22 protein-coding genes are annotated in these 25,263 nt (G+C 65.2%); 15 read left to right on the top strand and 7 right to left on the bottom strand.

Annotation, left to right across the window (positions count from 1 at the left end; all coding sequences use genetic code 11):
- Positions 1 to 90: 90 nt before the first annotated feature.
- From ABIA70_RS07215 to ABIA70_RS07205, 3 genes are all read left to right on the top strand, one after another.
- On the top strand, positions 91 to 1,563 hold the full coding sequence (locus tag ABIA70_RS07215) for an MFS transporter (RefSeq protein ID WP_354146909.1): 1,473 nt from the start codon (positions 91 to 93) through the stop codon (positions 1,561 to 1,563).
- Positions 1,564 to 2,135: 572 nt separating this feature from the next.
- Positions 2,136 to 3,725: an alkaline phosphatase D family protein gene (locus tag ABIA70_RS07210; protein ID WP_354146908.1), complete on the top strand. Its 1,590-nt coding sequence runs from the start codon at positions 2,136 to 2,138 to the stop codon at positions 3,723 to 3,725.
- Positions 3,726 to 3,865: 140 nt separating this feature from the next.
- A complete protein-coding gene (locus tag ABIA70_RS07205; protein WP_354146907.1) occupies positions 3,866 to 4,318 on the top strand; it encodes a DUF4383 domain-containing protein in 453 nt (150 codons plus the stop codon).
- Between the two features lie 147 nt (positions 4,319 to 4,465).
- Here the strand turns inward: ABIA70_RS07205 and ABIA70_RS07200 are convergent, their stop codons facing one another.
- On the bottom strand, positions 4,466 to 5,251 hold the full coding sequence (locus ABIA70_RS07200; protein ID WP_354146906.1) for an IclR family transcriptional regulator: 786 nt from the start codon (positions 5,249 to 5,251) through the stop codon (positions 4,466 to 4,468).
- A gap of 175 nt (positions 5,252 to 5,426) precedes the next feature.
- Here ABIA70_RS07200 and ABIA70_RS07195 point away from each other — a divergent pair, with 175 nt between their 5' ends.
- Positions 5,427 to 6,245 (top strand): maleate cis-trans isomerase family protein, encoded by an 819-nt coding sequence (locus tag ABIA70_RS07195; RefSeq protein ID WP_354146905.1) that lies wholly within the window; start codon positions 5,427 to 5,429, stop codon positions 6,243 to 6,245.
- A gap of 12 nt (positions 6,246 to 6,257) precedes the next feature.
- Entirely contained in the window at positions 6,258 to 7,649 is a 1,392-nt protein-coding gene (locus ABIA70_RS07190) for an SLC13 family permease (protein ID WP_354146904.1), read from the top strand.
- A 67-nt stretch (positions 7,650 to 7,716) separates the two neighbouring features.
- Here the strand turns inward: ABIA70_RS07190 and ABIA70_RS07185 are convergent, their stop codons facing one another.
- Positions 7,717 to 8,337 carry a flavin reductase family protein gene (locus ABIA70_RS07185; RefSeq protein WP_354146903.1) on the bottom strand — a complete coding sequence of 207 codons (621 nt, stop codon included), beginning with the start codon at positions 8,335 to 8,337 and terminating at the stop codon, positions 7,717 to 7,719.
- A 34-nt stretch (positions 8,338 to 8,371) separates the two neighbouring features.
- Here ABIA70_RS07185 and ABIA70_RS07180 point away from each other — a divergent pair, with 34 nt between their 5' ends.
- Positions 8,372 to 9,118, top strand: coding sequence for a haloacid dehalogenase type II (locus ABIA70_RS07180; protein WP_354146902.1), 747 nt, complete (start codon positions 8,372 to 8,374; stop codon positions 9,116 to 9,118).
- Positions 9,119 to 9,139: 21 nt separating this feature from the next.
- Here ABIA70_RS07180 and ABIA70_RS07175 read toward each other — a convergent pair whose 3' ends face one another.
- Both ABIA70_RS07175 and ABIA70_RS07170 read right to left on the bottom strand, forming a co-directional pair.
- Entirely contained in the window at positions 9,140 to 9,823 is a 684-nt protein-coding gene (locus ABIA70_RS07175; protein ID WP_354146901.1) for a haloacid dehalogenase type II, read from the bottom strand.
- 92 nt (positions 9,824 to 9,915) lie between these two features.
- Positions 9,916 to 10,653 carry a hypothetical protein gene (locus tag ABIA70_RS07170; RefSeq protein WP_354146900.1) on the bottom strand — a complete coding sequence of 246 codons (738 nt, stop codon included), beginning with the start codon at positions 10,651 to 10,653 and terminating at the stop codon, positions 9,916 to 9,918.
- Positions 10,654 to 10,975: 322 nt separating this feature from the next.
- On the opposite strand from ABIA70_RS07170, the gene ABIA70_RS07165 reads away from it, so the two are divergent.
- The 3 genes from ABIA70_RS07165 (at position 10,976) to ABIA70_RS07150 (ending at position 14,057) form a co-directional block, all read left to right on the top strand.
- A complete protein-coding gene (locus tag ABIA70_RS07165) occupies positions 10,976 to 11,743 on the top strand; it encodes a hypothetical protein (RefSeq protein ID WP_354146899.1) in 768 nt (255 codons plus the stop codon).
- A gap of 94 nt (positions 11,744 to 11,837) precedes the next feature.
- Positions 11,838 to 12,419, top strand: coding sequence for an HNH endonuclease (locus ABIA70_RS07160; RefSeq protein ID WP_354146898.1), 582 nt, complete (start codon positions 11,838 to 11,840; stop codon positions 12,417 to 12,419).
- A gap of 648 nt (positions 12,420 to 13,067) precedes the next feature.
- Complete coding sequence (locus tag ABIA70_RS07150; protein WP_354146897.1) at positions 13,068 to 14,057, top strand: S1C family serine protease; 990 nt, start codon at positions 13,068 to 13,070, stop codon at positions 14,055 to 14,057.
- A gap of 242 nt (positions 14,058 to 14,299) precedes the next feature.
- On the opposite strand, the gene ABIA70_RS07145 is transcribed toward ABIA70_RS07150, so the two are convergent.
- Positions 14,300 to 14,974 (bottom strand): aspartate/glutamate racemase family protein, encoded by a 675-nt coding sequence (locus ABIA70_RS07145; RefSeq protein WP_354146896.1) that lies wholly within the window; start codon positions 14,972 to 14,974, stop codon positions 14,300 to 14,302.
- Positions 14,975 to 15,279: 305 nt separating this feature from the next.
- Here ABIA70_RS07145 and ABIA70_RS07140 point away from each other — a divergent pair, with 305 nt between their 5' ends.
- Together ABIA70_RS07140 and ABIA70_RS07135 are read left to right on the top strand one after the other, a co-directional pair.
- Positions 15,280 to 15,705: a hemerythrin domain-containing protein gene (locus tag ABIA70_RS07140; RefSeq protein WP_354146895.1), complete on the top strand. Its 426-nt coding sequence runs from the start codon at positions 15,280 to 15,282 to the stop codon at positions 15,703 to 15,705.
- Between the two features lie 512 nt (positions 15,706 to 16,217).
- A complete protein-coding gene (locus ABIA70_RS07135) occupies positions 16,218 to 16,979 on the top strand; it encodes a DUF4352 domain-containing protein (RefSeq protein ID WP_354146894.1) in 762 nt (253 codons plus the stop codon).
- Between the two features lie 378 nt (positions 16,980 to 17,357).
- Here ABIA70_RS07135 and ABIA70_RS07130 read toward each other — a convergent pair whose 3' ends face one another.
- Positions 17,358 to 17,735, bottom strand: a complete 378-nt coding sequence (locus ABIA70_RS07130) for a VOC family protein (protein WP_354146893.1) — start codon at positions 17,733 to 17,735, stop codon at positions 17,358 to 17,360.
- Between the two features lie 22 nt (positions 17,736 to 17,757).
- Positions 17,758 to 18,213: a nucleoside deaminase gene (locus ABIA70_RS07125; RefSeq protein ID WP_354147332.1), complete on the bottom strand. Its 456-nt coding sequence runs from the start codon at positions 18,211 to 18,213 to the stop codon at positions 17,758 to 17,760.
- 306 nt (positions 18,214 to 18,519) lie between these two features.
- Between ABIA70_RS07125 and ABIA70_RS07120 the strand changes: the two genes are divergently transcribed.
- Genes ABIA70_RS07120 through ABIA70_RS07105 form a run of 4 tightly spaced genes read left to right on the top strand, consistent with a single transcriptional unit; the run spans position 18,520 to position 25,253 of the window.
- On the top strand, positions 18,520 to 19,959 hold the full coding sequence (locus tag ABIA70_RS07120; protein WP_354146892.1) for a DUF3375 domain-containing protein: 1,440 nt from the start codon (positions 18,520 to 18,522) through the stop codon (positions 19,957 to 19,959).
- Complete coding sequence (locus ABIA70_RS07115) at positions 19,956 to 20,600, top strand: DUF4194 domain-containing protein (protein WP_354146891.1); 645 nt, start codon at positions 19,956 to 19,958, stop codon at positions 20,598 to 20,600. Before ABIA70_RS07120 ends, ABIA70_RS07115 begins: the two co-directional genes overlap by 4 nt.
- A complete protein-coding gene (locus tag ABIA70_RS07110) occupies positions 20,597 to 24,004 on the top strand; it encodes an ATP-binding protein (protein ID WP_354146890.1) in 3,408 nt (1,135 codons plus the stop codon). Before ABIA70_RS07115 ends, ABIA70_RS07110 begins: the two co-directional genes overlap by 4 nt.
- The gene (locus ABIA70_RS07105) at positions 23,994 to 25,253 is read left to right on the top strand and encodes a Wadjet anti-phage system protein JetD domain-containing protein (RefSeq protein WP_354146889.1); all 1,260 of its coding nucleotides are present in this window, start codon (positions 23,994 to 23,996) and stop codon (positions 25,251 to 25,253) included. The genes ABIA70_RS07110 and ABIA70_RS07105 overlap by 11 nt, the downstream gene beginning before the upstream one ends.
- Positions 25,254 to 25,263 lie beyond the last annotated feature (10 nt).

The following is a 25,263-nucleotide window of genomic DNA, read 5'->3' as shown; positions in this document are numbered from 1 at the left end:
ACCCACAACGCGGCGTGTCTGTTTCTGATCTGAGTTGACAGGGTGGAAAGGAACCCCGCCCACGCACCTCACTGATTGGATACATCCCCGATGACTGCAAACGACACCTCGCCCCTCGCTCAAGTCACCACACCACCGGGACTTCCCGTTCGACTTGCCCCTGTCCGGATGACGGGGCGGCAGCGGCTGACCATGATTCTGCTTTTGACCGCGAGTTTTACCCTCGCGGTGGACTTCTCCATTCTGAACGTAGCGCTTCCCCGGATCGGGGCCGATGTCGGGTTCTCCCTGGAGCACCTGCAGTGGGTCGCCACAGCGTTCGCGCTGTGCGCTGCAGGGTTCACCCTGTTCTTCGGCCGGGTCGCTGATCTCTTCGGCCGCAAGCGGCTCTTCATCGCCGGCATGGCGCTGCTCGGTGCCGGCTCACTGGCCGGCGGACTCGCCACCGACCCCGGACTGCTACTGGCCGCCCGAGTCGCCCAAGGCCTCGCCACCGCAGCCGTCACCCCGGCCGCATTGTCCTTGCTGACCACGTCCTTTCCGGAAGGACACGTGCGTGACAAAGCCCTGGGTTTGAACGGGTCCTTGATGGCTGCCGGGTTTACCGCCGGCGCGATCCTCGGCGGGCTGCTGACCGACCTGCTCTCCTGGCGGTGGGCGTTCCTCATCAACATCCCCATCGTCATCTTCGTCCTCGTCCTCGCCCCGAAACTGCTGACCGAGTCCGACCGCGGCCAGCGAACGAAACTGGATGTGCCGGGCGCGGTCACCGTCACCCTCGCACTGTTGCTGCTCGTGTTCGGCCTGGCCACCGCCGGCGAAAAGGGCTGGGCCGAAACGCTGGCCTGGGGACCACTGGCCGCAGGTGTGATCATGTTCGGTGGCTTCTTCTTCATCGAAAAGAACACTGCACATGCGCTGGTGCCAGTAGACATCCTGCGGCGGAACAACATCGTTTGGGGTAACATCGCTGGGATTCTGGCCTTCGCCACCGAAACCTCACTGGTGTTCGTCCTGACCCTCTACCTACAGCAGGTCCTCGGCTACACACCGCTCGGGGCCGGGCTGGCGTTCGCCGTACTGGGCATCGGGACCGTAGTCGGCGGGGTCGTCGCCCCGAAACTGATCGGCAAACACGGTCACAAAAACACCATCATCACCGGTCTCACCATCCAGGCCGCAGCTACCGGCTCCCTGCTCTTCATCAACACCGGCCAGGCATCTCTTGTGATCGTGCTGATCGCCACATTCGTCGGAGGTGTGGCGAACCTCGCCGCGATCGTCGGGTTCATGGTCACAGCCACCACCGGACTCCCCGACACCGAACAAGGCCTCGCCACCGGACTGACCACCATGAGCCAGCAAATCGGCATCACCATCGGCATCCCGGTCATGAGCACGGTCATCGCTGCGTCGCTGCTCCGCCACGGCACCAGCGGCGCCGCCCCGGGGACGGTACTGAACGCGGTACTGGCCGCCATCGGAACCAACGCGGCCCTTTGCCTCTTCACGGCTGCCCTGGTCGGGATCTTTCTCAACAACCGGGATCGGGAGAGGATCTGATGCACCAAGGGCGTCCGGCGGAACTTCCGGCTTTGTGAGTCCTTGAAGGGCTGGGGCGGACAACCTCCATTACAGAAATCAACCTGCCGCAATCGAGGGCCGGGAAGCTAAAATAGACCATGTTGGTCTTCATCGGACTCATACTTTGGATTGCTTTCCTCCTTGCCGTTTTTGTCATTTGCGGCATCGTCTGGGGCCTGTCCCATCTGGCACTCGGGATTCTTAGCCTGGTAGAGCGGCCCGGCCAGAAGAGAGCCTCCGCCGTCAGGCGGAACACTCCCCAAGTCCAGCGCCCTCTCCCCCACCGGGCTCCGCCCCGGGCAGTAGCTCCAGTTCGCAACGTCGCACCCCGGCCTGCACCAGCCCCGGCCCCCTCCGACATCTGGCCCAAGTGGACTCCGGCCCACCGGCGCTACGTGGACGAGGAATTGGCTCTCTGGCAGAAGCAGTTCGACGCCCTAAACTCCCGCAAACGGGGAATCGTCCCAGGTTAACTGTTCTTGTCACGCAGTTAACTGTCCATTCACGCCGCCCTCACAACGCGTCCAACCGGCCTCCGTACGGTCGGGGCCATGGACAACATTTCACGCAGATCCCTCCTGACCGCCGGCCTCGGGGCCGGGCTCGTCGCCGCCTGGCCGGGTGCCGCCGTCGCCGTTTCAACCGCGGACGACGCCGGCCTCCGCACCGATCCGTTCCTGCTGGGCATCGCCTCCGGCGAGCCGTGGCCGGACGGCTTCGTGATCTGGACCCGGCTGGCGCTGGACCCGGTGGCCGGGGACGGCCTGGGCGGCATGCCCGCCCGCAACGTCGCGGTGGCCTGGGAAGTCGCCGAAGACGCCGGCATGCGCACCGTCGTAGCCCGCGGCGTCGAGCAGGCCCGGATCGAAACCGCCCACTCCGTGCACGTGGAGCTGAAGGGGCTGCGCCCGGGGCGCGAATACTTCTACCGGTTCCGCACCGGCCGGCACATCAGCCCGGTGGGCCGCACCCTCACCAGCCCGGCGCTGCACGAGACGCCTGCCGCGCTGGCCATGGCGTTCGCCAGCTGCGCGCAGTACGAGCACGGCTACTTCACCGCCTACTCGCGGCTGGCGCAGGACCACCCGGACCTGGTGCTGCACCTTGGTGACTACCTGTACGAGTACAAGAAGGGCAGCTACGTGATCGGCGGCGGCAACCCGCGCGACCACGAGGGCCCGGAGACCACCACCCTGGCCGGCTACCGGCAGCGGCACGCGCAGTACAAGGCCGACGCCGACCTGCAGGCTGCGCACGCGGTCGCACCGTGGCTGGTGGTCTGGGATGACCACGAGGTGGACAACAACTGGGCGGACGAGATCCCGGAAAACACTGACCCCGCCCAGCTGAACGACACCACCGAGCATTTCCGGCAGCGCCGTGCCGCCGCGTTCCAGGCGTACTACGAGAACATGCCGCTGCGGGCCTCGTCCGTGCCGGCGGGTGCCGACATGAAGATCTACCGGAAGCTGCAGTGGGGCCAGCTGGCCAACTTCCACATGATGGACACCCGGCAGTACCGCGACGACCAGCTCGCCGGCGACGGCTGGCGCAAGAACGTCACCGAGCGCCTGGCCGAGGACCGCACCATCACAGGCGCCGAGCAGGAGAAGTGGCTGCTTGACGGGTTCAGGAACTCCACCCAGCGCTGGGACATCCTGGGCCAGCAGGTCTTCTTCGCCGAGAAGGACAGGAACGCCGCCCCCGAGATCGACGACGTCTCCATGGACGGGTGGGACGGCTACGCCGCCTCCCGCCGCCGCATCACCCAGGGCTGGGTGGACGCGAACGTCCGCAACGCCGTGGTCCTCACCGGCGACGTGCACCGCAACTGGGCCAACGACGTCAAGGTCGACTACAAGGACCCCGCCTCCCCGGTGGTCGGCTCCGAACTGGTCTGCACCTCCATCACCTCCACCGGCAACGGCACAGGTTCCACCGTCGATCCCGTGATGCCCTGGAACCCGCACCTGAAGTTCTACAACGACAACCGTGGCTACGTGAACACCACCATCACCAAGGACGCGATGACCGCCGACTTCCGGGTCCTGGACTACGTCACGACGCCGGGCTCCCCCGTCAGCACGAAAGCCTCCTTCGCGATCCAGGACGGCGTGCCGGGGCTGGTGGCCCGGGGGTAGCTGGCTAGTGCGGTCGGGCAAATTATCAAGTCTGCACCCATCCGAAATCCGACATAGCCCGAATAGCTGGCATAACCCGTCGGTTAGGCAGGCAAAAAGCCGGCGTAGCCGCAACCACATATCGCTTTCAGGAGTTCACCGTGGCAACACACACCAACACCCCCACCTCAACGCGCACCAACGTCCAGAAGGCATCCATGGTTGTGGGTGCCGTGTTCCTGCTGGTCGGCGTGCTGGGCTTCGTTCCGGGCATCACGGCCAACTATGACCAGCTGCACTTCGCGGGGCACCACTCCGAAGCCCTGCTGCTGGGCCTCTTCCAGGTCTCGGCCTTGCACAACATCGTCCATCTCCTCTTCGGCGCGGCGGGCCTGATGCTGGCCCGGACGGCCACGGGCGCCCGCTCGTTCCTCCTCTACGGCGGCATCATCTACCTGGTCCTGTTCGTCTACGGCCTGGTGGTCCCCCAGGATTCAGCAGGTAACTTCGTTCCGCTGAACGGCTTCGACAACGTCCTGCACCTGCTGCTCGGCGTCGGCATGGTTGCCCTCGCCGTCATCCTCACCAAGGGCCACGCCAAGGCACACGCCTAGGTCGCTCGCGCGCAGGCAGTAATACCGCCACATCAGTAGGCGGCCATGGTCCCGACAGCAGCTTCACATGCTGTCGGGGCCATTTGACGTTATAAGCAACCTTCAGGGGTGGGCGCCGCCCGCATGCCCGGCCGGTTGGCAGAGGTGTCAGCCAGCCGCGTGGGTCCCGTCATACCCGAGTGCGCGGCTGGCTTCGAGGCCTGCGCGGGCAACCACGGGACCCAGCCGTTCAACGTCCGCGGGGCGGATCCGCTGGTTCGGGAATCCCAGGCCGATGGCGCAAGCGAGCCGCCCTGCGTGGTCGAACACAGGTGCGCTGATGGAACCCACGTCCTCGTTCCGTTCCCCGAAAGCCGCGTAGAACCCTTGCTCCCGGGCCACCGCGGCCTGCTCCCGGAGCAGCTCCAAGGAGACCGGCGTGTCCGGGGTAAAGCGATCGAGGCCGTGCTCGTCCAGGGCGTCCCAGGCGTCGGGGTCGAATGCAAGAAAGATTTTGCCCGGGGCCCCGGCATGAAGCGGCATCACCATGCCCACCATGAACGGCCGCATCACCACATGGCGCGTCTCCGCCACGGCAATGATGGTCCGGAAGGCCCCGTCGCGGACGTACAGGCATGCCGTTTCGCCGGTCTCATCGCGCAACTGCTGCAGGACCGGCTTCACCAGCCGGACCACGTCCAGCCCGAATGTCCCGGGCGTAGCCCAGCGGACCAGCCCGATACCGATCCGGTACCGGTCGCCGTCGCGGTCCAGGAAGCCCTCCCGCAGCATGTTCTGCACCAGCCGCTGGCAGGTGCTGGACGGCAGCCCCGTCATGCGGATGATCTGCTGGAGCGTCGGCTCCGGCGCCTCGACGGTAAAACAGTCCAGGATTTCCGCCACCTTGTGTAGGACCAGCAGGGGTGAGGCCCCAGCGCCCGGTTCCGTCGCCACTACTTGTACGTCCTTTCAACTACTTTTCCGCGAGCAGCCTCCAGCTTAGTGAGCCGGAAGCGGACCCTCGGAACGTGATCTATTTGACATCCTACCGCCGTGACCCACATCATGGGAACCGAACCCGCAGTGTGGGTCACACCCCCAAGTACCAGCACAAAGACGTGGAGAAACCATGAGCATCCCCGACATCACTTCCGAAACCGCGCCCGAGCCCAAGCGCCCGGGCTCCTCCCGGGTGGGACTGATCGTCCCCAGTTCCAACACCACCATGGAGACTGAACTGCCGGAGCTGTTCCGCCGCCAGGCCGAGGCGACCGGCCACAAATACACGTTCCACTCGGCCCGCGCCGGCATGAAGAAGGTCACCCGGGAAGAGCTGCTGGCGATGGTGGGCAAGGCAGCTGACTGCGCGGAGGCGGTCTCGGACGCCGACGTGGACGTCATCGCCTATGCCTGCCTGGTCGCCGTCATGGCGCAGGGCCCCGAAGCCCACGTGGGCTCGGAGAAAGTCATCGCGGACGCCGCCGCCGGCAACGGGCACCCTGCCCCCGTCACCAGCAGCGCAGGCGCCCTGGTCCGGACCCTGCAGGAAATCGGCGCACAAAAGGTGGCCATGATCACCCCCTACATGAAGCCGCTCACCCAGATGGTTGTGGACTACATCGAAGGCTCGGGCATCACCGTGCTGGACGCGATCAGCCTCGAGGTGGCGGACAACCTTGACGTCGGCTGCCTTGACCCGCAGAACCTGCCCGCGCTTGCCCGCAGCCTGCAGCGCGAAGGTGCAGACGCCGTGGTGCTTTCGGCCTGCGTCCAGATGCCGTCGCTGGCCGCGGTCCAGGCGGTGGAGGACGAACTGGGGCTGCCCGTCATCACGGCGGCCACGGCCACCACGTACGAGATTCTCAAGGCCCTAGGCCACCGGCCCGCCATCACCGGAGCCGGCAGCCTGCTGTCCGGCGCCGGCGTCCTGACCCCCGCGAACTCCTAGGCGGGCGGCACCGTGTCCCTGTCACTTATCGCGTTCCTGGTCCTGGTGGCGGCCTTCGCCGTCGGCTCCTTCACCAAAATCAACGCCGGCCTGCTGGCCACCGTGGCCGCGTTCGGCGTCGGAACCCTCCTGGCCGGCATGTCCATCAAAGACGTCATCGGCCAGTTCCCCGCCGGGCTGTTCTTCATCCTGGTGGGTGCCACCCTGCTCTTCGCCATTGTCCGGATCAACGGCACCATCGACCTGCTGGCGTACTGGGCTGAACGCCTTGCCGGCGACCGGAAGATCCTGGTCCCCATCCTGATGTTCCTGCTGACGGCCGCCTTGGCTTCGGCCGGCGCGTTCACCCCCGCGGCGATCGCCATCGTGGCGCCGGTAGGCCTGGCGCTGGGCATGCGGTTCGGCATCAGCACCCTTGCCATGGGCCTCGTCATTGTCCAGGGCGCCAACGCCGGCGCTTTCTCCCCGGTCAACCCTTTCGGCGTACTGGCCAACAAGATGCTGGACGGCGCCGGAGCCGCGGACGATTCCTTCAAGCTTTACGCCTACTGCTTCGTCTTCAACGCCATCCTGGCCGCGATCGCCTATGTCCTGGTACAGGCCATCATGAAGCGCCGCACAGCCAAGGCGGAGGCCGGTCACCAGACCGGTGACGCTGGAGATGTAAGGCACGACGGCGGTGCTGCCGCTCCCTCCGGAAGCAGCGCGACAGGCCCGGCCGGGACAGCAACGGCTGTCCTCACCGCCCCGGCGCACACCGGCGTCGGTACCTCAAACACCACCCGGACCGGCACCGAGAAGGTAGCCGCAACGCCCATGCGGATCCTCACCCTGATAGGCATCGGCGCACTGCTTGTGCTCACCACCGTCCTGGGCCTGGACGTCGGCGTCGCTTCGCTGGTCATTGCCACCGTGCTGATCGTCCTGGACTCGAGCGTGCAGAAGCCGGCAGTGGAAAGCATGCCGTGGTCCGCGATCATCCTGGTGACAGGCATCGTCACCTACGTGGGCATGCTGGAAAAGATGGGTGCGTTGAAGGAACTCCAGGAAGGCATCGCCGGCCTGGGCAACAGCTCCCTTGCCGCCCTGCTCACCAGCTATGTGGTGGCCATCGTCTCGGCCTTCGCCTCCACCACCGGCACCCTCGGGGTGATCAGCCCGGTGGTGGCACCCATTGCCATGGATCCGCTGCTCACCCCCATCGGGGTTGTGACGGCCATTGCCATCAGCTCCTCGGTGGTTGACGTGAGCCCGATGTCCACCAGCGGCGCCCTGCTGATGGCGAGCGCGCAGCCCAAGGACGAGCGGATGTTCTTCCGGGCGCTGCTCCTCTGGGCCATCGCCATGATCGGCGTAGTGCCGCTCCTGGTGTGGTTCGTGTTCGTGCAGCTCGGCCTCGGCTAACACTGCGGGGCTGAAGGGAAAGGGGTGTCCTGACGGGCGCCCCTTTCCCTTCCCTTGCCCTCAGTGTTTACGCCTTCGGGCGGAAATGCCCCGGCCAGTCCTTAAGCCGGATCCGGTTGAGGTCCTGGATGGTGCCCAGGGTGCCCCACTCGTCCAGGCCAAGCCGGGACAGCGGCTCCAGCAGTTCGATCCGCGGGTGGCTCCCGTCCAAGACCGCATCGCTCACGGCAGCGTGCGTCACTTCGCCGAAGACCAGGATGGAGTCTCCCATCGGCAGGACCGAGTGGAGGCGGCATTCGAACACGGCCGGGGATTCCTTGACCCGCGGCGCCCCCACGGTGAGGCTCGGCTCCCGTGTGAGGCCGGCGGCGTCGAACTCGCTGACGTCCGGCGGGAAATTGGTGCCTGTGGCGTTGACCTCCTCCAGCAGCGAGGCCGGGGCAAGGTTCACCACGAACTCGCCGGATGCGGTGATGTTGCGAAGCGAATCCTTTTCCCCCACCGACGTGAACTGCACAATGGGCGGATTCGTGGAAGCCACCGTGAAGAACGAGTGCGGGGCAAGATTGTCAACGCCCTCCGGGGAGACACTGGAGACCCACGCGATGGGCCGGGGCACCACCACGGCGGTGAGGAGCCGGTAGAAATCGCGGGCGGACGTGTCAGTGGGGCTGAAATCAGTTCGCATGCTGCCAGACTACGGGCAGGGAAGGAGACAGGACATGAGGTTCCAGCCATACCGTTCACCATCAACGGGGTGCGAGGTGCGCGCCGTCCTCTTCGACACGTTCGGCACGGTGGTGGACTGGCGCACCGGCGTTGCGCGGCAGGTGGCTGCCTTCGCCGCTGCGCGCGGGCAGGAGCTCGACGCCGAGGCGTTCGCCAATGAGTGGCGCGCGCTGTACCAGCCAGCCATGGAGGCCATCCGCTCCGGATCCCGTGAATTCGCCACCCTGGACACCCTCCACCGCGAAAACCTGGACCAGGTGCTCCGCAGCCACGGCTTCGACCCGGACCGGCTGGACGCACGGACCCTGGAGGACTTGAACAGATCCTGGCACCGCCTGCCCCCTTGGCCCGACAGCGTGGAGGGCCTGGCCGCGGTCCGCCGCGGCTACATCGTGGGCCCGTTGTCCAATGGCAACACCTCACTGCTGTTGGACATGGCCAGAAACGCCGGTCTTCCCTGGGACGTGATCATCGGTTCGGACATGACGCGCACGTACAAGCCGCTGCCGGCGGCCTACCTTCGAACTGCGGAGTTCCTGGACCTTTGGCCCGGCGAGGTGATGCTCGCGGCCGCACACAACACCGACGTGCGTGCCGCCCGGGAGGCCGGGCTGGCAACGGCGTTCATCGCGCGTCCCACCGAATACGGCCCTGGCCAGGTGGCGGACCTGACGCCAGAGAGCGATTGGGACCTCACGGCGTCGAGCATTATTGAACTTGCCCACCGGCTCGGTGCGTAACCCCCACCGCCTCAAGGACCGCTACGCCGGTCCCGCCCCGAGGGCCTCCGGCAGTTTCTCCAGGGAAGCCACGGTGTAGTCGGGTGCGGAGAAATAGGCAGGGTAGGTGGATCCTGTGCGGTTGATCCATGCCGTTGCAAGCCCGGCCTGCGCTGCGCCGTGGATGTCCCAGGGGTGAACAGCCACCAACAGCATTTCTCCCGGTTCCACGCCGCAGGCTCTGGCGGCGTAGTGATAGGCGGCCGGGGCCGGTTTCCAAGCGGGGGCATCCTCCACGGACAGCAGCCGTTCGAACTGGTCCCGGATCCCGGCGGCCGCGAAAAGTTTCTCCGCGACCTGGGCGGAGCCGTTGGTCAGTGTGACCAGCCGGTATCCGGCTGCCCGCAGGGCCCGGACGCCTCCCGGAACGTCGGGATGCAGGCCGAGTCCTGCCATTCCCGCCATGACACGCTCCACCGCTTGGTCCAGATCCAACCGTAAATCAGAAGAGGCGAGCAGGCCGCGCAGGGCCTCTGCGCCAATCTCGGCAAAGGCGCCGTTGCCGCCGGCCGCGGTGAGCGCGAAGCCGTCCCGCAGCAGCGTGGCAAACCAAAGCTTCGCCAGTTGGGCAGGGGCGCCGACTTCGGCGAACCGCTCCCCCATCGGCGACATGTCCGAAAGGGTCTCGTTGACGTCGAAAACAGTGATTGACGGTGCGGTGTTCATGGTTTCTCCCTGGTGGAGCCTGTCGAAAGCTAGCGCTTCGAAAACGTCGAAACCCCCCGCCCGGATCCCGTCCGGCCGGGGGTTTTCGCTGCTTAGGGCTGGACAACATTCACGAGTTCCGAGCGGCTTCCGGACTTCAGGTCCACGGTCAAGACCAACGCACCGACCTCCGGGCAGTGATATTTGTGCTCCTGGGCGTTCTTTTCCAGCGGTGTCCAGTCGTACACCTTGACGCAGTCGGTGTAGGCGCGGTTTTTCGTGGTGACGGTCTCGCCGACGGCCACGGTGTCCCGCGTATCTTCCGCATGACCGGGGTAAAACTCCTGCTTGTAGGAGTCGCCGACACGCTGCTCGGCCTTCATCCAGATGCCTGCCTTTGCCCCGTCTTTTCCATGGATGAAGCTGCCGGAGCGGTTCACCACGATCCCGTTCGAGTAGTTCTTCACGTCCTCGCCGAAGTACCACACGTCACCGTTTTTGTGTTGCGCCAGGTAATCCCGGGTTTCCTCGACGAGCCGGCCGTTCTTGAATTCCTTGTCCAGATAGATGACCGTCTCAATGCCCTCGATGGTTTTGGTCTCCCGGAGGATCTCGATTTCGATCCTCTCGGTGACCTTTCCCTGCTCAGTGGTCTCGTAGGTCAGCTTCTTGCCGGCGGGGAGGGCGAAGTATTTGTTGGTTATTTTGGTGGTGAAGTCGGCAGGGTTGATCTGCGGGGTGTACTCCGCGGCCCTGCTCCGCTGTGTGTTGTCCAGAACGAATAAAGTCGCCCCGCCAACAACCAGCAGCAGGACGACGAGGGCTACAAATATTCTGTTTCGTTGTTTCATGACCTTTCCCACTCCTTCTGAGTAGAAATTCCTGTAGGGGGTCAGAGCACCGTTGCTTGCCCATGGCCATAGGAGAAAGGTAGTGCAGTCCGTCCTGAACCTGAACCCCTAATTACGTGTGCATGATCGCCGCAGACGTCGGAAGGCTTCCGGAGTACAGGGAAGCCGGCCAGTTGCACGAAACCACCGGTCCCGATTCAGCGGTGCGTGTTCCTGAGCCAAAGCTGCGAGGAACTTGAGGAGGCCTTGATGCATCGGCGTCAGAATTTCCATGGCGTTCCGCACGGTGAGTTCGCATCAACCTGAATTACGGGAGCAATAAATGAATACGCTTTTTCCACGCAATGAAGCGCGGAAGCCAGCCGACAACGAAGTTGGCCATATGCTCCGGACGTCGACGCGTTCACGGATTTCCCGACGGCGGGTGGCCGGTGGGGCTTTGGCGGTCGCCGTCGTGATTTCAGCGACGGCCTGCGGAGGTCAGGCGGCGGCCTCTCTCAGTTCTTCCCGTGGCAGTGAGTCCTCATCCGCGACGGCAACGCCCACTCTAACCGCGCCGGCTTCATCCGCCTGCCTCACCGAAAGCGCGACCGAAAAGTACGCGCCGAAGGTCTTCATCTGCACCAAGACCGACGCCGGGAAGCTGCTCTGGATGGAGCAGTCGGAATCGAAAAAGGTAACGGACGCGCGAGCGGCAGCGGCGGCGAAGGCCGCTGCAGACAAGGCGGCCTCAGAGAAGGCCGCTGCCGACAGGGCAGCGCAGGAGGCTGCGGCAAAGGCGGCCGCAGAGCAGGCCGCAGCAGAAGCGGCCCGTAAGGAAGCTACCGCAGCAGAAGCCGCCCGCCAGCAGCAGGCCGCTGCTGCGGCTGCAGCAGCCGCGGCAGCTGCAAAAGCCCCGGCGCCCGTACGGCCGGCAGCGCCCTCCGGATGCGACCCGAACTACGCGGGAGGGTGTGTGCCCATTGCATCTGACGTTGACTGCGCCGGAGGCAGCGGCAATGGTCCGGCGTATGTCCGCGGACCCGTCACTGTCGTCGGATCTGACATCTACGGTCTCGACAACGACCGCGATGGCGTGGGCTGCGAGTGATAAAGACTTAGCAGTTCGGTGGCAGGGTACCGAAGCTCAGGCCCTGCCGTTCCCGGACACCTCGAGGTACGAGCCATATTGGGGATAAAACGTAGTGGAACTGAAACGCATTTACTGGACCCGGCAGACGCTGAAAATGGCCTACATTGCCACCACTGTGTGGCTGTTCGCGTCAGCCGTCGGAGCGCTGACGCCGGGCAAAGCCGTGACCGCCGACGGCGCAGGCATATCTGCGGTTACAGGAGTACTGAGAGGGATGTTGGACCGGGTCCTGGGCGCGGCCGCCGTGCCCAGCCTCATCCTTGTGGTGCTGATTATCGTTGCGGCGATCATTCGCAGCCAGGACGTCCGGCGACGGGACCCCATCCGGCGCTTCAGCCGCCAGCAGCGCCGCGAGGGCATGGCCCGGGCAGCTGGCGTGTGTGAGATGGAAGCAAGGTTCCGGCGGCGGTGCTCGCGGCCTGCCGAACACGGCGACCATTTCTACCCCTGGTCCAAGGGCGGATCCACCAGCCTGCGGAACTTCGTCGCCGCCTGCGCAAGGTGCAATCGGGGAAAGGGCGCCCGGATTCCGTCGCCAGGCCAGCAGAGCCGAATAGAACGACGACGGCGGGACTACGTTACGCCCGCCGGTTCCGTAGCCGTCGGCGAACGGCAGCCGTTGCCCCGAGTCTAAGCAGCTCCTTCGCTGCGTCGCTGGACGGATTCCTGGTGAGGGCGCGCACCCGCCAGCCGTCGTTGAGGAGTGTGTTTGGTGATGTTGTCCAGCGGGTCAGCAAGGACAACACAGTCGTGGCGCGGTTGCGGTGCCCGGGTACCATCTGGGTGCGTGGCGCGGGCAATCTGCCAGCGGAAAGCGTGCAGCCCGTCGCGCGGGAAATGCACAAAGCAAGGTATTACCGGTGCCCGAAATTGGATGCACGCATCCGGAGACTCAGATAATTCGAGTGTTACTATGACACCGCTGGGGTCACTAAGTAACAAAAGCGGGGCGCTGATCTGAATTATGGAGTGGTCTCTCAGCCACGTACTGAGCGTGCTGTCCCGTTCCTTCAGCAGCGGGAGGCATTGAATGAGCACTAAGCGAAGCCCCAACATCTTTTGTGCGGTTGTGACCTTGTGTCTTTTCACGTCCGGCTGCGCGGGTGGGTTTGGAAATTCCCCTCAGTCCTCGACCAGTTTGCCCGCCCAGCCCGCACCTCAAACGCCTGGTCCTAGCGAGAGCACGGCTGCCCCGAGCCAGAGTCCGGCCCCGAGTGCGCGCCCGACCCCGGCGCCCGTCCCCAGCAGTTGGCCGGAGATCGTTGCCCAGGTGCAGTCGGGGGTGGGGCAATTCAGCGTCACGAGGTGTGAGCGCAGTTATACGGGCACAGGTTTTCTAGTCGGTCCTGATCTGGTCGTGACCGCTGCGCACATGGTGCGGGAAGCGTCAGCGATAAGCATTTCATTTGGTGGTAAAACGGTAAATGCCACAACTCTCGGCACGAATGACCTAGCTGACTTAGCGCTCGTGAGAACCGAAACTCCAGTTGAAGGTCATCAGTTTCAGTTCAGAACGGCGGAACCGCCGATTGGAACTGATGTTGCTGCCCTCGGATTTCCCTTAGGCCGGCCTTTTACCCTGACCCGGGGGACAGTAAGCGCTCTGAACGCGGAACAGCAAATGGGTAACCGGGTTCTTAGCAATCTGATTCAAACCGATGCCGCTATCAACCATGGAAACAGCGGCGGCCCCTTGATTACTCAGGACGGCCAGGTTTCAGGGGTTATCGTCACCATCGAATTCGACGAAAACGTCCGGGCGGAAGGCATCGCCTACGCCGTGACTGCGCCACGGGCTGCTGCCGCCGTCAAGGAATGGCAGGCACGTTCGGTGCCGGTAACGCTCAAAGACTGCGGGAACGCCCCGGCACCGGGCTCCGGCTCCTTCCCGCTTACAGTCAAGGCCAGCCACGATCAAGCAAGGAACATCGGGCAGAGCCTCCTGCTCCATGGCCAAGGCATCAACCAAGGGGCCTACGCCGCCGCGTTCAAACAACTTACCCCGGAACTGCAGGCCACTTTCGGTGACTCAACCACATGGAGCGCTGACCTGGGATCCTCGTATTGGAAACAGGTTGAAGTTGTCAACGTTACCGGAAGCGGCGATACCCTTTCCGCCGACGTCAACCTGCAAACAAGCCAGGACGCAGTACACGGCAGGAACGGCCAAACGTGTTCAAACTGGAAGCTCAGGTACGCGATGCACTGGGACGGCAGCGCCTGGTTGATAGCCGGCACGTCCCTGCCGTTCGGCGAACCGACGGCCTGCTGATCATTAGGCGATGCTGGAACGGGCGGACTTGGAGACGGCCATCGTGGCGGTAACTCGACCCATTAAATGCCCCCCGGCGGTTCTCGTATCTCATCCACAGCCGATTCCGATCGGTGCTCTTGGTTTCAGGGGCTCGTCGCACGGCAGGACTACCCTGCAACCCCAAGGGGCAGTGCGGTCCGCTGTGAGCGGCCGGTCCGTTCATTGTGCCTCCACCTCCACCTGCTGTTCGGAGCCGCACGTTAGCTGGACGGGACGGCCGCGGCCACCGCTTCGACGGCTGAGCGGGGGCTCGTCAGGACAGGCGTCGTGAGCCCGGCCAGCAGGGCGGCGGCAGGTTCCATGGTCGCCTGGGCGAGGACGACGACGTCGCAACGGCTGGAGAGCGCGAGGGCCGTCGTCGCGATGCGGGAGCGGTAGTCCTCCGCATCTCCGCGCAGGAACGCGTCCCATGCGCCGTCCACCACGCAGACCTCGACAGCTATGGCCGACTCCGTACGGGCGGCCTCCTCAGCAAGGACGCGGGTGGTCGGCTCGACGGTGCTTGCCAGCGCCGCGACCACCCCGATCCGCGGGCCGAGGGTGACGGCCCGGCGAAGCATCGGCCGGTCGATGCGGATCACATCGAGACGGACCCTCGACAGTTGTTCGGCCACCTCGCCAAGTGTTGAGCACGTGCAGAGGATGACCTCGCACCCGGCCTCCCGGAGCTCGAAAAGATGGCCGGCTACGACTGCGCGCACGCGGTCCGCTGTTCCCTCCTGTCTGGCAAGCTCAAGCACGTCGGGGTCCACTTGGTGGACCGTGCGGGCGGAGGGTACCAGCTCCCGGGACAGGGCCTCGAACGTCGCCACGTGAACCTGTGCTGTGTGCAGGAAGCCGACTGCGCGGGGACCGTCGGGACGGAGTTCGGTCATGGGGCCTGACTGTAACAGAACGGGGCCATCGTGCCCCTGCCCGGACGCCCGCCGTCGGAAACCGAATCCCCTTGTGCGGCATGGGGGCAGCCGAAACGATGCTGCCGGGAGAGGCCCTGGTCTGCCGTAACGAGAGTTAGGGGCCCAGCAATGTCCGACTTCTTCACCTTGCAGCCCGGCGAGACCGCTGGGCGAAGTGCTGGGAAACTTCGACAAGTTGCTCCACATCCAGCATGAGGGGGAGACGAGCTCATGTACCCCCAACTTTGCGGAGCGCGCACCCGCATGTGCTTCACATCGGGCAGATGCTTGAGCAGCACAGGCAGGTCACACAGCGGCTGGAGGAGATCGAGCCTCTCCGCCTGCGGTGGATGGAAACGGCAGACGCAGAGGATGGCAAGGAACTCGCTGAGCGTTACGAGGCGCTGTCGGCTGTCCTCAACGTGCACCTGCGCCGCGAGGTCACTGAACTGATGCCCGTCGTGGACAGGGTGATGACCGAGAAGGAAGTAAAGGGCGTCGGGCAGCACGGGATCGATCAGTTCGACAAGAAGTTCCTGGTCTCCTACCTCGGCATGGTGCTGGCCACGAATGCGCCCGCGGACCGTAAGGAACTGTTCAAGGAAATCCCGCCGCCGGTCCGGCTTGCCTACCGCATCGTCGGGCGCCAGATGTACAGGAAGCAGTACTCCACGCTGTTCCCGGGACGCCCGATTCCCGAGACGCTTTGACTGTCTCAGAACTTAGTCGCCGCCCGGGCCACGCCATCAGGAACGGATACGACGACGGCGGTTCTACGTCATGCCCGACGGTCCGGTTTGCGTTGGCGAACGGCAGCGTCGCAATCACTCCAGTCAGCCTCGTGCAAATGGCCAAGACCCATATCGACCCGGGGACATATCTGCGCCCACTGCCAGATTTGCCCTCCTGCAGACAGACCCGTCCGCAACCCTACAACCCACGATCCACGCAACCCAAGGTCATCTTTAGTTAAAGGTTCAACAATACATTAGTTGTTGTAAATAACACGTGTCATGCTACTTAGGCTTGTCATATTCGGAATTACGGATTATCCAAAGGCGCGAAAGGCTTTTGCGTCTGCCATATTTGAGCCATGACAACACCAGAGTTCCCTGGGGCGGGCTCACAGCAGACTTCGCCCAACCACCCATCTCTCGCACAGGCTGATCACGGGGCGTCAACGCAGACCCTCCCGCCTCAGCCGGCGAAGGTTAAAAAGCCGTTGAACGTACTGGGCCTCATCGCCCTCATCACAGCAGCGCTCGGGTTTATCTTCGCTTGTATGCCAGGAGCCCTGATCGTTGGCTGGATTCTGCTGCCGATCGCATTCGTTCTGGCTCTAGTTTCTTTGTTCCTCAAAGACAAGCCCAAGGGAATGGGCATCGCTGCCTTGATCCTGTCAATCGTTGGAACAATTGTCGGCGTCGTCGTATTTTTCTCCGTCGTCGGGTCGGCGGCCAGCAACGCATTCGGCAGCGGCGACACGAAAGTCGTGGCACCGTCCGGGGAGGCAGGCGCCACTAACGGAGGGGCAGCGGCAGCTCCCGCTGCAAAGACCGGGACCCGCGAGACACCATATCCGGTCGGCTCTGTCATAGAGTCCAAGGACTGGCGCGTTGTGGTCAACTCGGTCACCCTCGCCGCAACAGACGCTGTTGTCGCTGCCAATCAATTCAACAAACCGCCTGCTGCCGGTTCGGAATATATCCTCGTGAACTACTCCGTCACCTACATCGGCGATGATGCTAACGGACAGACGCCTTCGTTCGTGTCAGTCGAATACGTGACAGCAGACGGGAGGACCGTGAACAGCTACGACAAGTCCATCGTAGAACCGGATCCCATCAGCTCAAACGCGCTCTTTAAGGGCGGCTCGGCAACCGGCAATCAGGCTTTTGAAGTGCCGTCGGCCACCGCGTCTCAGGGCGTTCTCGCGGTCAGGGCAGGCATGTTTGGTGACAAGGTATTCGTCGCAGCCAAGTAAAACTGACATTGGAAGTTCGCGAAGCCCCCGGCTGATCAGCTGGGGGCTTCGCTGTTCCGCCCTGCGGAACTGAGGCGTTAGACTCGGCAAGCACGTCACCGCCGCCTCGGAAACGCGTGATGTGGCAGCAACGTTCTGGTGCGTTGGCGGTTCAACTGCTCCGAGACCAGCTTGATTTGGCCCTCGGTTCGGCCGTGCGTGCCAGCGGTGATGCAAGGCTTCTGGTCCGGTGGCTGTCGACCGATATGGGCTCCGCAGATGCTGCAGCAGTTGTGAGGCTGGGCCGTCTCGTTGGCCGCGGTGATGCGCGGTAGTTGTCATTCCATGCTGGCACGAGCGCCACCGGTAGAAACTTGTTGGGTTAGCCGCGGCGTCCGGTCAGAGATCAAGCCGCTTGCGCAGGAGGCAGAACTCGTTGCCTTCAGGGTCAGCCAGGACGTGCCACTGCTCGCTGCCTGTCTGCCCGACATCGGCCGGGCGGGCCCCAAGGGCAAGCAAGCGTTCGAGCTCCGCGTCCTGGTCCCGGTCCACGGGGTTGACGTCGACGTGCAGAGGGAGGCGTCCGGTGTGCGGGTTGTTGCTCGGGCTCAGGATGATGGTGGGCTGCAGGCCGCCGAACCCGGCGTCCGGCGGGCCGATCTCGATGGCACCGTCCTCCCGGCCCAGCTCGACATATCCGAGGACCCCGCTCCAGAACCCTGCGAGGAGTTCCGGATCGGAGCAGTTGAGGACCAGTTCGCTGATACGGGACACCATAAACGCCAGTGTACTGCGAGGCCTACTCGGCGATGTCCTCAGCCCAGAGGTCCGGGTTGGCGGACTGGAAGGTACGAATCATGGCGACGGAACGCTGATCATCCAGGACCAGCACCTCAACCCCGCGTGTCCGCAGGAGCTCCAGCTCGCCGTCGAAGGTGCGTGCTTCACCCACCACCACGCGGGGAATTTTGAACTGGACGATGGTTCCGGCGCACATGGCACACGGGGCGAGGGTGGTGTAGAGCGTGGTGTCCCGATAGCTCTTCCGCCGGCCGGCGGCGCGGAGCGCCGACATTTCTCCATGGGCAATCGGATCGGCGTTCTGGACCCGTTCGTTGTGCCCGCTGGCGATGACCATGCCGTCCCGGGCGAGCGCTGCTCCGATGGGGATGCCGCCTTCAGCCAGGCTCTTCCGGGCGGCCTGATAGGCGGCCTCGAATCCCGGGTGGGCGGCGCTCTTCCCGGGGCGCCCGATTCCCGAAACGCTGTAGGCTCCACGGCGGGCCGTCCGTGCCGTGAAGGGGAGTAGCGAGACCTGCTGGAGGAAGTGTGCCCGACGCCGCCCGGGCGGCGAGAGTGCGAGAGCGTCCTCCGAAAAGGCGCGTCAAGTGCGAGAGCGTTGGAGGGGCGGCCGGCGATTCCCGGTCCGGCTGACACCTGCTGAAGGGCTGGCAGCCGTGGTCCGGCAGAAAAAGGATGGTCCATCCCGCACTGGTGAGAATGTCGTGGGCATCGCCTAGAGTGATTTTCGACGACGTGACGCACCAAACACGGGACCCCAATGGACTTCTACGCTATCAATTCCCTGCGCGAGAACCATGCAGGCTGGTCACTGCTCCGTGCCCAGAACGCGCCCCTGGCCCTGACCTTCTTCATGGCTGCGTTCACGGGACCCAATCAGCGCAACCTGGGCCGGCAGGAGCTGATCGACGTCCTGGATGATGTGCTGTTCGGCCTGCGGGACAGCGAAGGTGAAGACCGGTTCCCGCGTCCAGCAGGTGAGTATCTGGATGACTGGGCCGCCGACGAACGCCAGTGGTTGAGGAAGTACTACGTCCCGGGCGAGGACGAACCCCACTACGACCTCACGGCCGCCGCCGAGGACGTGGTCCGCTGGGTGGAGAACCTGCGCGGCCGGGACTTCGTGGCCACCCAGTCACGCCTCACCAGCATCTTCGCCGTGCTGAAGCAGCTGGTGCAGCAGTCCGAGACGGACCCGGAGGTGCGGCTCGCCGAACTGCAGCAGCAGCGGGACGGGATCGACGCCGAGATGCAGCGGATCCGCGACGGAAACATCCGCGTCATGACCGGCCCGGACGCGCTGGACCACCTCCAGCAGCTCACCGCCCTGGCCAAGGACCTGCTGTCCGATTTCCGTGAGGTGGAGCAGAACTTCCGCAGGCTGGACCGGCAAGTCCGCGAGCAGATCGCCACCTGGGACGGCACCCAAGGCGAGCTGCTGGAGTCCATTTTCGACAACCAGCAGGACATCAGCGGCTCCCTGCAGGGCCGCACGTTCCAAGGTTTCTGGGACTACCTGATGTCGCCCCAGCTCCGACATGAGCTGCAGGACCTTCTGCACAGGGCAACCCACATCGAAGCCCTGGCCAAAACCGACATGCAGGCGGTGGCCAACCTCCACCAGGACTGGCTGCCCGCCGTCGAACAGACGCAGGCAACGGTCCGCCAGCTGTCCCAGCAGATGCGCCGGCTCCTGGACGACAAGGTGTTCCTGGAGAACAAGCGCATCATGCAGCTGATCCGCAGCATCGAATCCGGTGCGCTGGGCTCCCGGGAGGCACCGCCGTCGGGCGCTTTTATGGAGATTGACGCGCCCTCCGTGGACGTGGTGCTGCCCTTCGAACGGCCCCTCTATGAGCCCAGCCGCAAGGTGCTGGTGAACGATGCCGTAGAAACGGCCGACGACGCCGACGTGGACGCATCGGCCCTGTTCGGCCAGTTCTTCGTGGACAAGGAACGCCTGCGGGCCAACATTGATGCCATCCTTGCCGAGGCGGAGCAAACCACCCTCGCCGAAGTCACCGCGGCACACCCTCTCTCCCATGGCCTGGCGGAGGTGGTGGCGTACTACCAGCTGGCCACCGAATCCGACTGGGCCACCATCAACCCTGAGCAGTCCCAGCGCCTGTCCTGGCAGCTGCCGGACGGCTCCGCCCGGGAAGCCACCATCGAACAGATCATCTTCGGAAGGCCGGCATGAACACCCCAGCCACAGCTGAAACCCTCACGCCCGAGGAGCTTCCCGCCGTCGTCACCCGGCTGTTCAAGGGCGTGCTGTACGCGGAAAACGATGAGAAGCTGTGGCAGTCCCTGCTCGGGCTGACCTCACACGTGCGTGACTACGTCTCGGTGCTGGGCCTGGACCTCGTCCTGGACGAATCCGAGGGCTACGCGTTCCTGCGGTCCAAGGATGATCCGGACGGCACGCTCCCCCGGCTCATCGCCCGCCGCACCCTGACCTTCAACGTCAGCCTGCTGCTGGCCCTGCTCCGCCGCCGCATGATGGAGTTCGACATTAACAGCAGCGAGGTCCGGCTCATCATGACCGAACAGGAGATCGCGGACATGGTCTCGGTGTTCCTGCCCGAATCCAGCAACGAAGCCCGCATCCTGGACCGGCTGGGCACGGACATCAAGAAGGTGGTGGAGCTCGGTTTCCTGCGCAAGCTCAAGGGGCAGGCGGACACCTACGAGGTGGCACGGATACTGAAGGCGTACGTGGATGCGCAGTGGCTGGAGGAGTTCGACGCGCGGCTGGCTGACTACCGTGCCACGCTCGCCGGTGAGCCGCCCGCCGCAGTCGCGGCCGGCGGAGCGCCCGGGAAAGGGGAAGACCAGTGACGGCGGACCTGGCCACGGACCTGCAGGAGAGCCTGTTCAGCCTGGACGATACCGCGACCGACGGCGGCACTCCCCCGGGCTTCCGGCTGCACCGTCTGGAGCTGCTCAACTGGGGCACCTTCCACCAGGGAGTGCGCACGTTCCGGCTGGACGGGGCGAACAGCCTGCTCACCGGCGACATCGGTTCGGGGAAGTCCACCGTGGTGGATGCGATCACCACGCTGCTGCTTCCGGCGCACAAAATCGAGTACAACAAGGCCGCGGGCGCGCAGAAGAAGGAACGCTCCCTGATGTCCTACGTGCGGGGCTTCCACAAGAGCGCCCGGAGCGCCGGAGGGGAGTACTCCAAGCCGGTGGCGCTGCGCGGTTCGGGCCAGCTGACCGTGGTGCTGGGCGTCTTCCACAACGCCGTGCTGGGCAAGTGGGTGACGCTCGGCATCACGCTGTGGGCCACGCAGGAGGCGGGGCAGCCCAACCGGTTCTACTCGCTCGCGGAAGCGAACCAGACCATTGCTGCGGACTTCAGCAACTTCGGCCAGGACCCGCTGAAACTGAAGAAGAAGCTCCGCGCGGCCGGGGCGTCGGTCCACGATGCGTTCGAGCCGTACTCGGCCGCGTTCAAACGCCAGTTCGGGATCAGCGGCAACCAGGCGATGGAGCTGTTTCACCGCACGGTGTCCATGAAACAGGTGGAGAACATCACCTCGTTCGTCCGCAGCAACATGCTGGAGGAGGACGACGTCGCCACCCGGATCACCAACCTGATCCACCACTTCGACGACTTGAAGAAAGCCCACGATGCTGTCCTCCGGGCCAAGGACCAGATCGCCCTGCTGACACCCATCAAGGAGGGTGCCGCCCTGCATGCCGGGCTGACCGCCGACGACGAGCTGGCCCGCACACAGCGCGACCAGCTGCACCCCTGGTTCACGGACCGGAAGCTGCAGCTGAGCCTGGAGCACCAGGCCGAGCTGGAGCAGACGGGAGTGCGGCTGCAGGAGGATTCGGTGCGGCTGAACGGCGAGGTCAAGCAACTGCGCCGGGACTTGGCCGGGGTGGAGGAGGACATCCGCACCAACGGGGGCGGGCGGCTCACAGCGATCGACGCCGAGCTGGCCGCCTTGGCCGTCAAGTCCGCCGAGCAGAAACAGCGGTTCGAGGCCTACTCGGCCGCCGCAGCGGATCTTGGCCTGCAGGCCCCCGAGGACCGTGTGCTGTTCGATGCGAACCGGGCGGGGCTCGCCGGGGTGGAACAGGACCTGGCTGTCCTATCCGAGGCGCTGCACGAAGAGCGCACCGCGCTGTCCATGCAGCAGGCAGGGCTCAACACGAGGTCCGGGGAGATCAAAGCGGAGCTCACCAGCCTGCAGGCCCGGCGCAACCTGATCCCGCTCCCCCAGCTGGATATCCGCCGCCGGCTCTGCGAAGGCACCGGGATCCCGGACAGCGACCTGCCCTACGTGGGTGAGCTGCTCAAGGTCCGGGACGGCGAGGCCGCGTGGGAGGGCGCTGCCGAGCGGACCCTCCGCGGGTTCGCCCTCTCGCTCCTGGTCCCGGCGGAGCACTACGCCGCGGTCAGCAGCTGGGTGGACACGAACAACCTGCGCGGCCGGCTGGTGTACCTGAGGATCGGCGAGTCCCCTGCGCCCAGGGCCGCCGAGCCGGGGACGCTCGCGGCGAAGATCGCCATCAAGCAGGGCACCCCGTTCCGGGACTTCCTGCAGGACGAGCTCAGCAGCCGGTTTGACTACTTCTGCTGCGAGAGCCTGGCCGATTTCCGCCGCTACCCCAAGGCGCTGACGGCCAACGGCCAGCTTAAAGGCGGCCGGGGCCGGCACGAGAAGGATGACCGCAAGGACCTGGCGGACCGGCGCAACTACGTCCTGGGCTGGGACAACCACGACAAGATCGCCGGGTTCCGCGCCGATCTTGACGAGGTGCAGGGCACGCTGAAGGTCGTGGCCGGTCAGCTGGACCGGGTCAACACCAGGCTGGGGGCGCTGGGCCGGCAGAACCGGCAGCTCGGCGTCGTCGGTTCCGTCACGGAATTCGGCGAGATCAGCTGGCAGGCCACAGCCCGGAGCATCGAGGACCTGAAGGCCGAAAAGCAGGCCCTGGAGACCACCAGTGACGTCCTGCAGCAGCTCATGGGCAAGCACGAGCAGATCGTCGACGGGCTGGAGCGGCTGGAGGAGAAGGCGGGCAAGCTCCGGGAGCGCATGGGTGCCAACACGAAGGACGCGCGGGACATTGCCGAGGCAATCGAGGAGTGCCGCGGCACCCTCGCGGAATCGCCGGTGACGGACGACGCCGGGGTGCTGGCCGCCGTCGAACGCCTCACCGCTGCAGCGATCGGGGACAAGCCGCTCACCTATAAGAACACCGTCACGGTGGAGAGCGCCGTGCGGAACGGACTGACGGACACCATCGACGCACTGTCCAAGCGGATTGCCCGGGCTGCGGAGAGCACGGTCCGGCAGATGGCCGATTTCCGCAACAAGTACCCGAATGAAACCACCGACGTCGACGCCTCGTTGGAGGCCGCGGCGGACTACAACCGGCTGCTGGAGCAGCTGGTGGGCAACGACCTGCCCCGGTTCGAGAACCAGTTCAAGGATCTGCTGAACCAGAACACCATCCGTGAAGTGGTGGCATTCAACGCGTTCCTGGACAGCCGGCGGCAGAACATCATGGACCGGATCGGCGAGATCAACCAGTCCCTGGCCGGCATTCCCTACAACACGGGCCGGCATATCCAGCTGGAGCACCAGGCCGCCTCGGACCAGGACGTCCGCGAGTTCGGCAGCGACCTGCGGGCGTGCTCGGAGGGGACCATCGGGCGGACGGATCAGTACTCGGAGCAGAAGTACCTGCAGGTGGAGCGGCTGATTGACCGGTTCCGCGGCCGGGAAGGCCTGACGGACCTGGACCGGAAGTGGACGGCGAAGGTGACGGATGTGCGGAACTGGTTCACGTTCTCGGCGTCGGAGAAGTGGACGGAGACCGGCGAGGAATACGAGCACTTCACGGATTCGGGCGGCAAATCCGGCGGGCAGAAGGAGAAGCTGGCGTACACCATCCTCGCGGCGGCCCTGGCGTTCCAGTTCGGGCTGGGCTCCGGCAAGGGAGCGGGCAGGAATGCCGGCAGCGGCAGGAGTTTCCGGTTCGTGGTGATTGACGAGGCGTTCGGCCGCGGCTCGGACGAGTCCGCCAGGTATGGGCTGGAGCTGTTCCAGCGGATGAAGCTGCAGCTGCTCATCGTCACTCCCCTGCAGAAGATCCACGTGATCGAGCCGTTCGTCTCGCACGTCGGGTTCGTGGCGAACACCAATGGCGATGATTCGCAGCTGCGCAACCTGACCATCCAGGAGTACCGCGCGGAGAAGGACCGGCATGGCGGCTGAGTCCTGGACCACGCTGGCGGACCTGAAGGCCCTGTCGCTGAAGGCGTGGAACAGCGGTTCGCTCCTCCGGGAGCTGCTGGAACCCACCGGACTGTACCCCCGGCGTCGTGCGTTGAAGCGTCCGACGGCGGCTGCCCTCCTCCGGGATTACGCCGCGGCCGGTGCGTGGGCGGGTGAGCTGTTTGCCGCCGCCGGTCCGTTCAGCCTGGAGACCGTGGAGGTTGGCCGGAGCACGATCGGTTCCAACCGGCTGCCTGCCGCTGCGGTGTTTGCGGCGGCCGGGGATGAGGTTGGGTTTGCCGGGAAGGCTCGGGAGGCTGCCCGGTTCGTGGAGCTTGCCGGCGGCCTGACTGCCCTCGATCGGTGCTTCCGCCCATGGGTGTTGCGGCGGCCGCTCAGGCTGCTGGAACTCGGGGCCGATGCGCTGACAGCCGGGCGGGTGGCGCTGTGGCTGCGTGACAATCCTGCTCCAGGGGTTTACGTCCGGCAGCTCAGCCTGCCCGGTGTGCACACCAAGTTCATCGAGAACCACCGGAGGGTAATCGATGAACTGGCGGAGTGTTTGCGTTCGCCGGCTCTCGCGGAGGCGGCACTCCCGGAGACGCTCCCCGGTGGCGGGGACCTGCCGGACGTCCCGGCGGAACCGGAAGCCCTGCTGGGGCAGCCGGCAGCGCGGACGCCCGCCGCCCGCTTCGCGGCACGGCACGGATTTGTGCATCCGCCCGAACTGGTCCGGTTCCGGATGCTGGACCCTGCGGTTCCCCTGCTTGGCGGTGCGCGGGACCTCACCGTCACGGCGGCGGCGTTCGGCTCGCTGCGGCTGCCCGTGGCATCAGTGATCGTCACAGAGAACCTGGTGAACTTCCTGGCCCTGCCGGAGCGTCCGGGCTCGCTGGCGATCTACGGCGGCGGCTACGGATTCTCGTCCCTGCGCGACGCCGCCTGGCTGCGTGAGTGCGAGGTCCTGTACTGGGGTGACCTGGATACCCACGGCTTCCGGATCCTGGATGAGCTGAGGGCGGTGCACCCGCACGTGGAGAGTGTCCTGATGGATGAGGCCACCCTGCTGGAGCACCGGGACGCGTGGGGCAGCGAGCCGCAGCCCTCGACCGCTGAACTGACACGGCTGACGGAAGAGGAATTGGCGCTGTACCAGTCGCTGGGGAGTGACACCTTTGGCCGGGCGGTCCGGCTGGAGCAGGAGCTGATCCGGTGGGAGTGGGCACAGGAGAGGCTGGCGGCGGACTGAGTCTTGCGGG

This window comes from Arthrobacter sp. 754, from assembly GCF_040548695.1.
Taxonomy (GTDB): domain Bacteria; phylum Actinomycetota; class Actinomycetes; order Actinomycetales; family Micrococcaceae; genus Arthrobacter.
The sequence above is the reverse complement of the archived record's forward strand: the minus strand, read 5'-3'. Positions and strand labels throughout refer to the sequence as shown.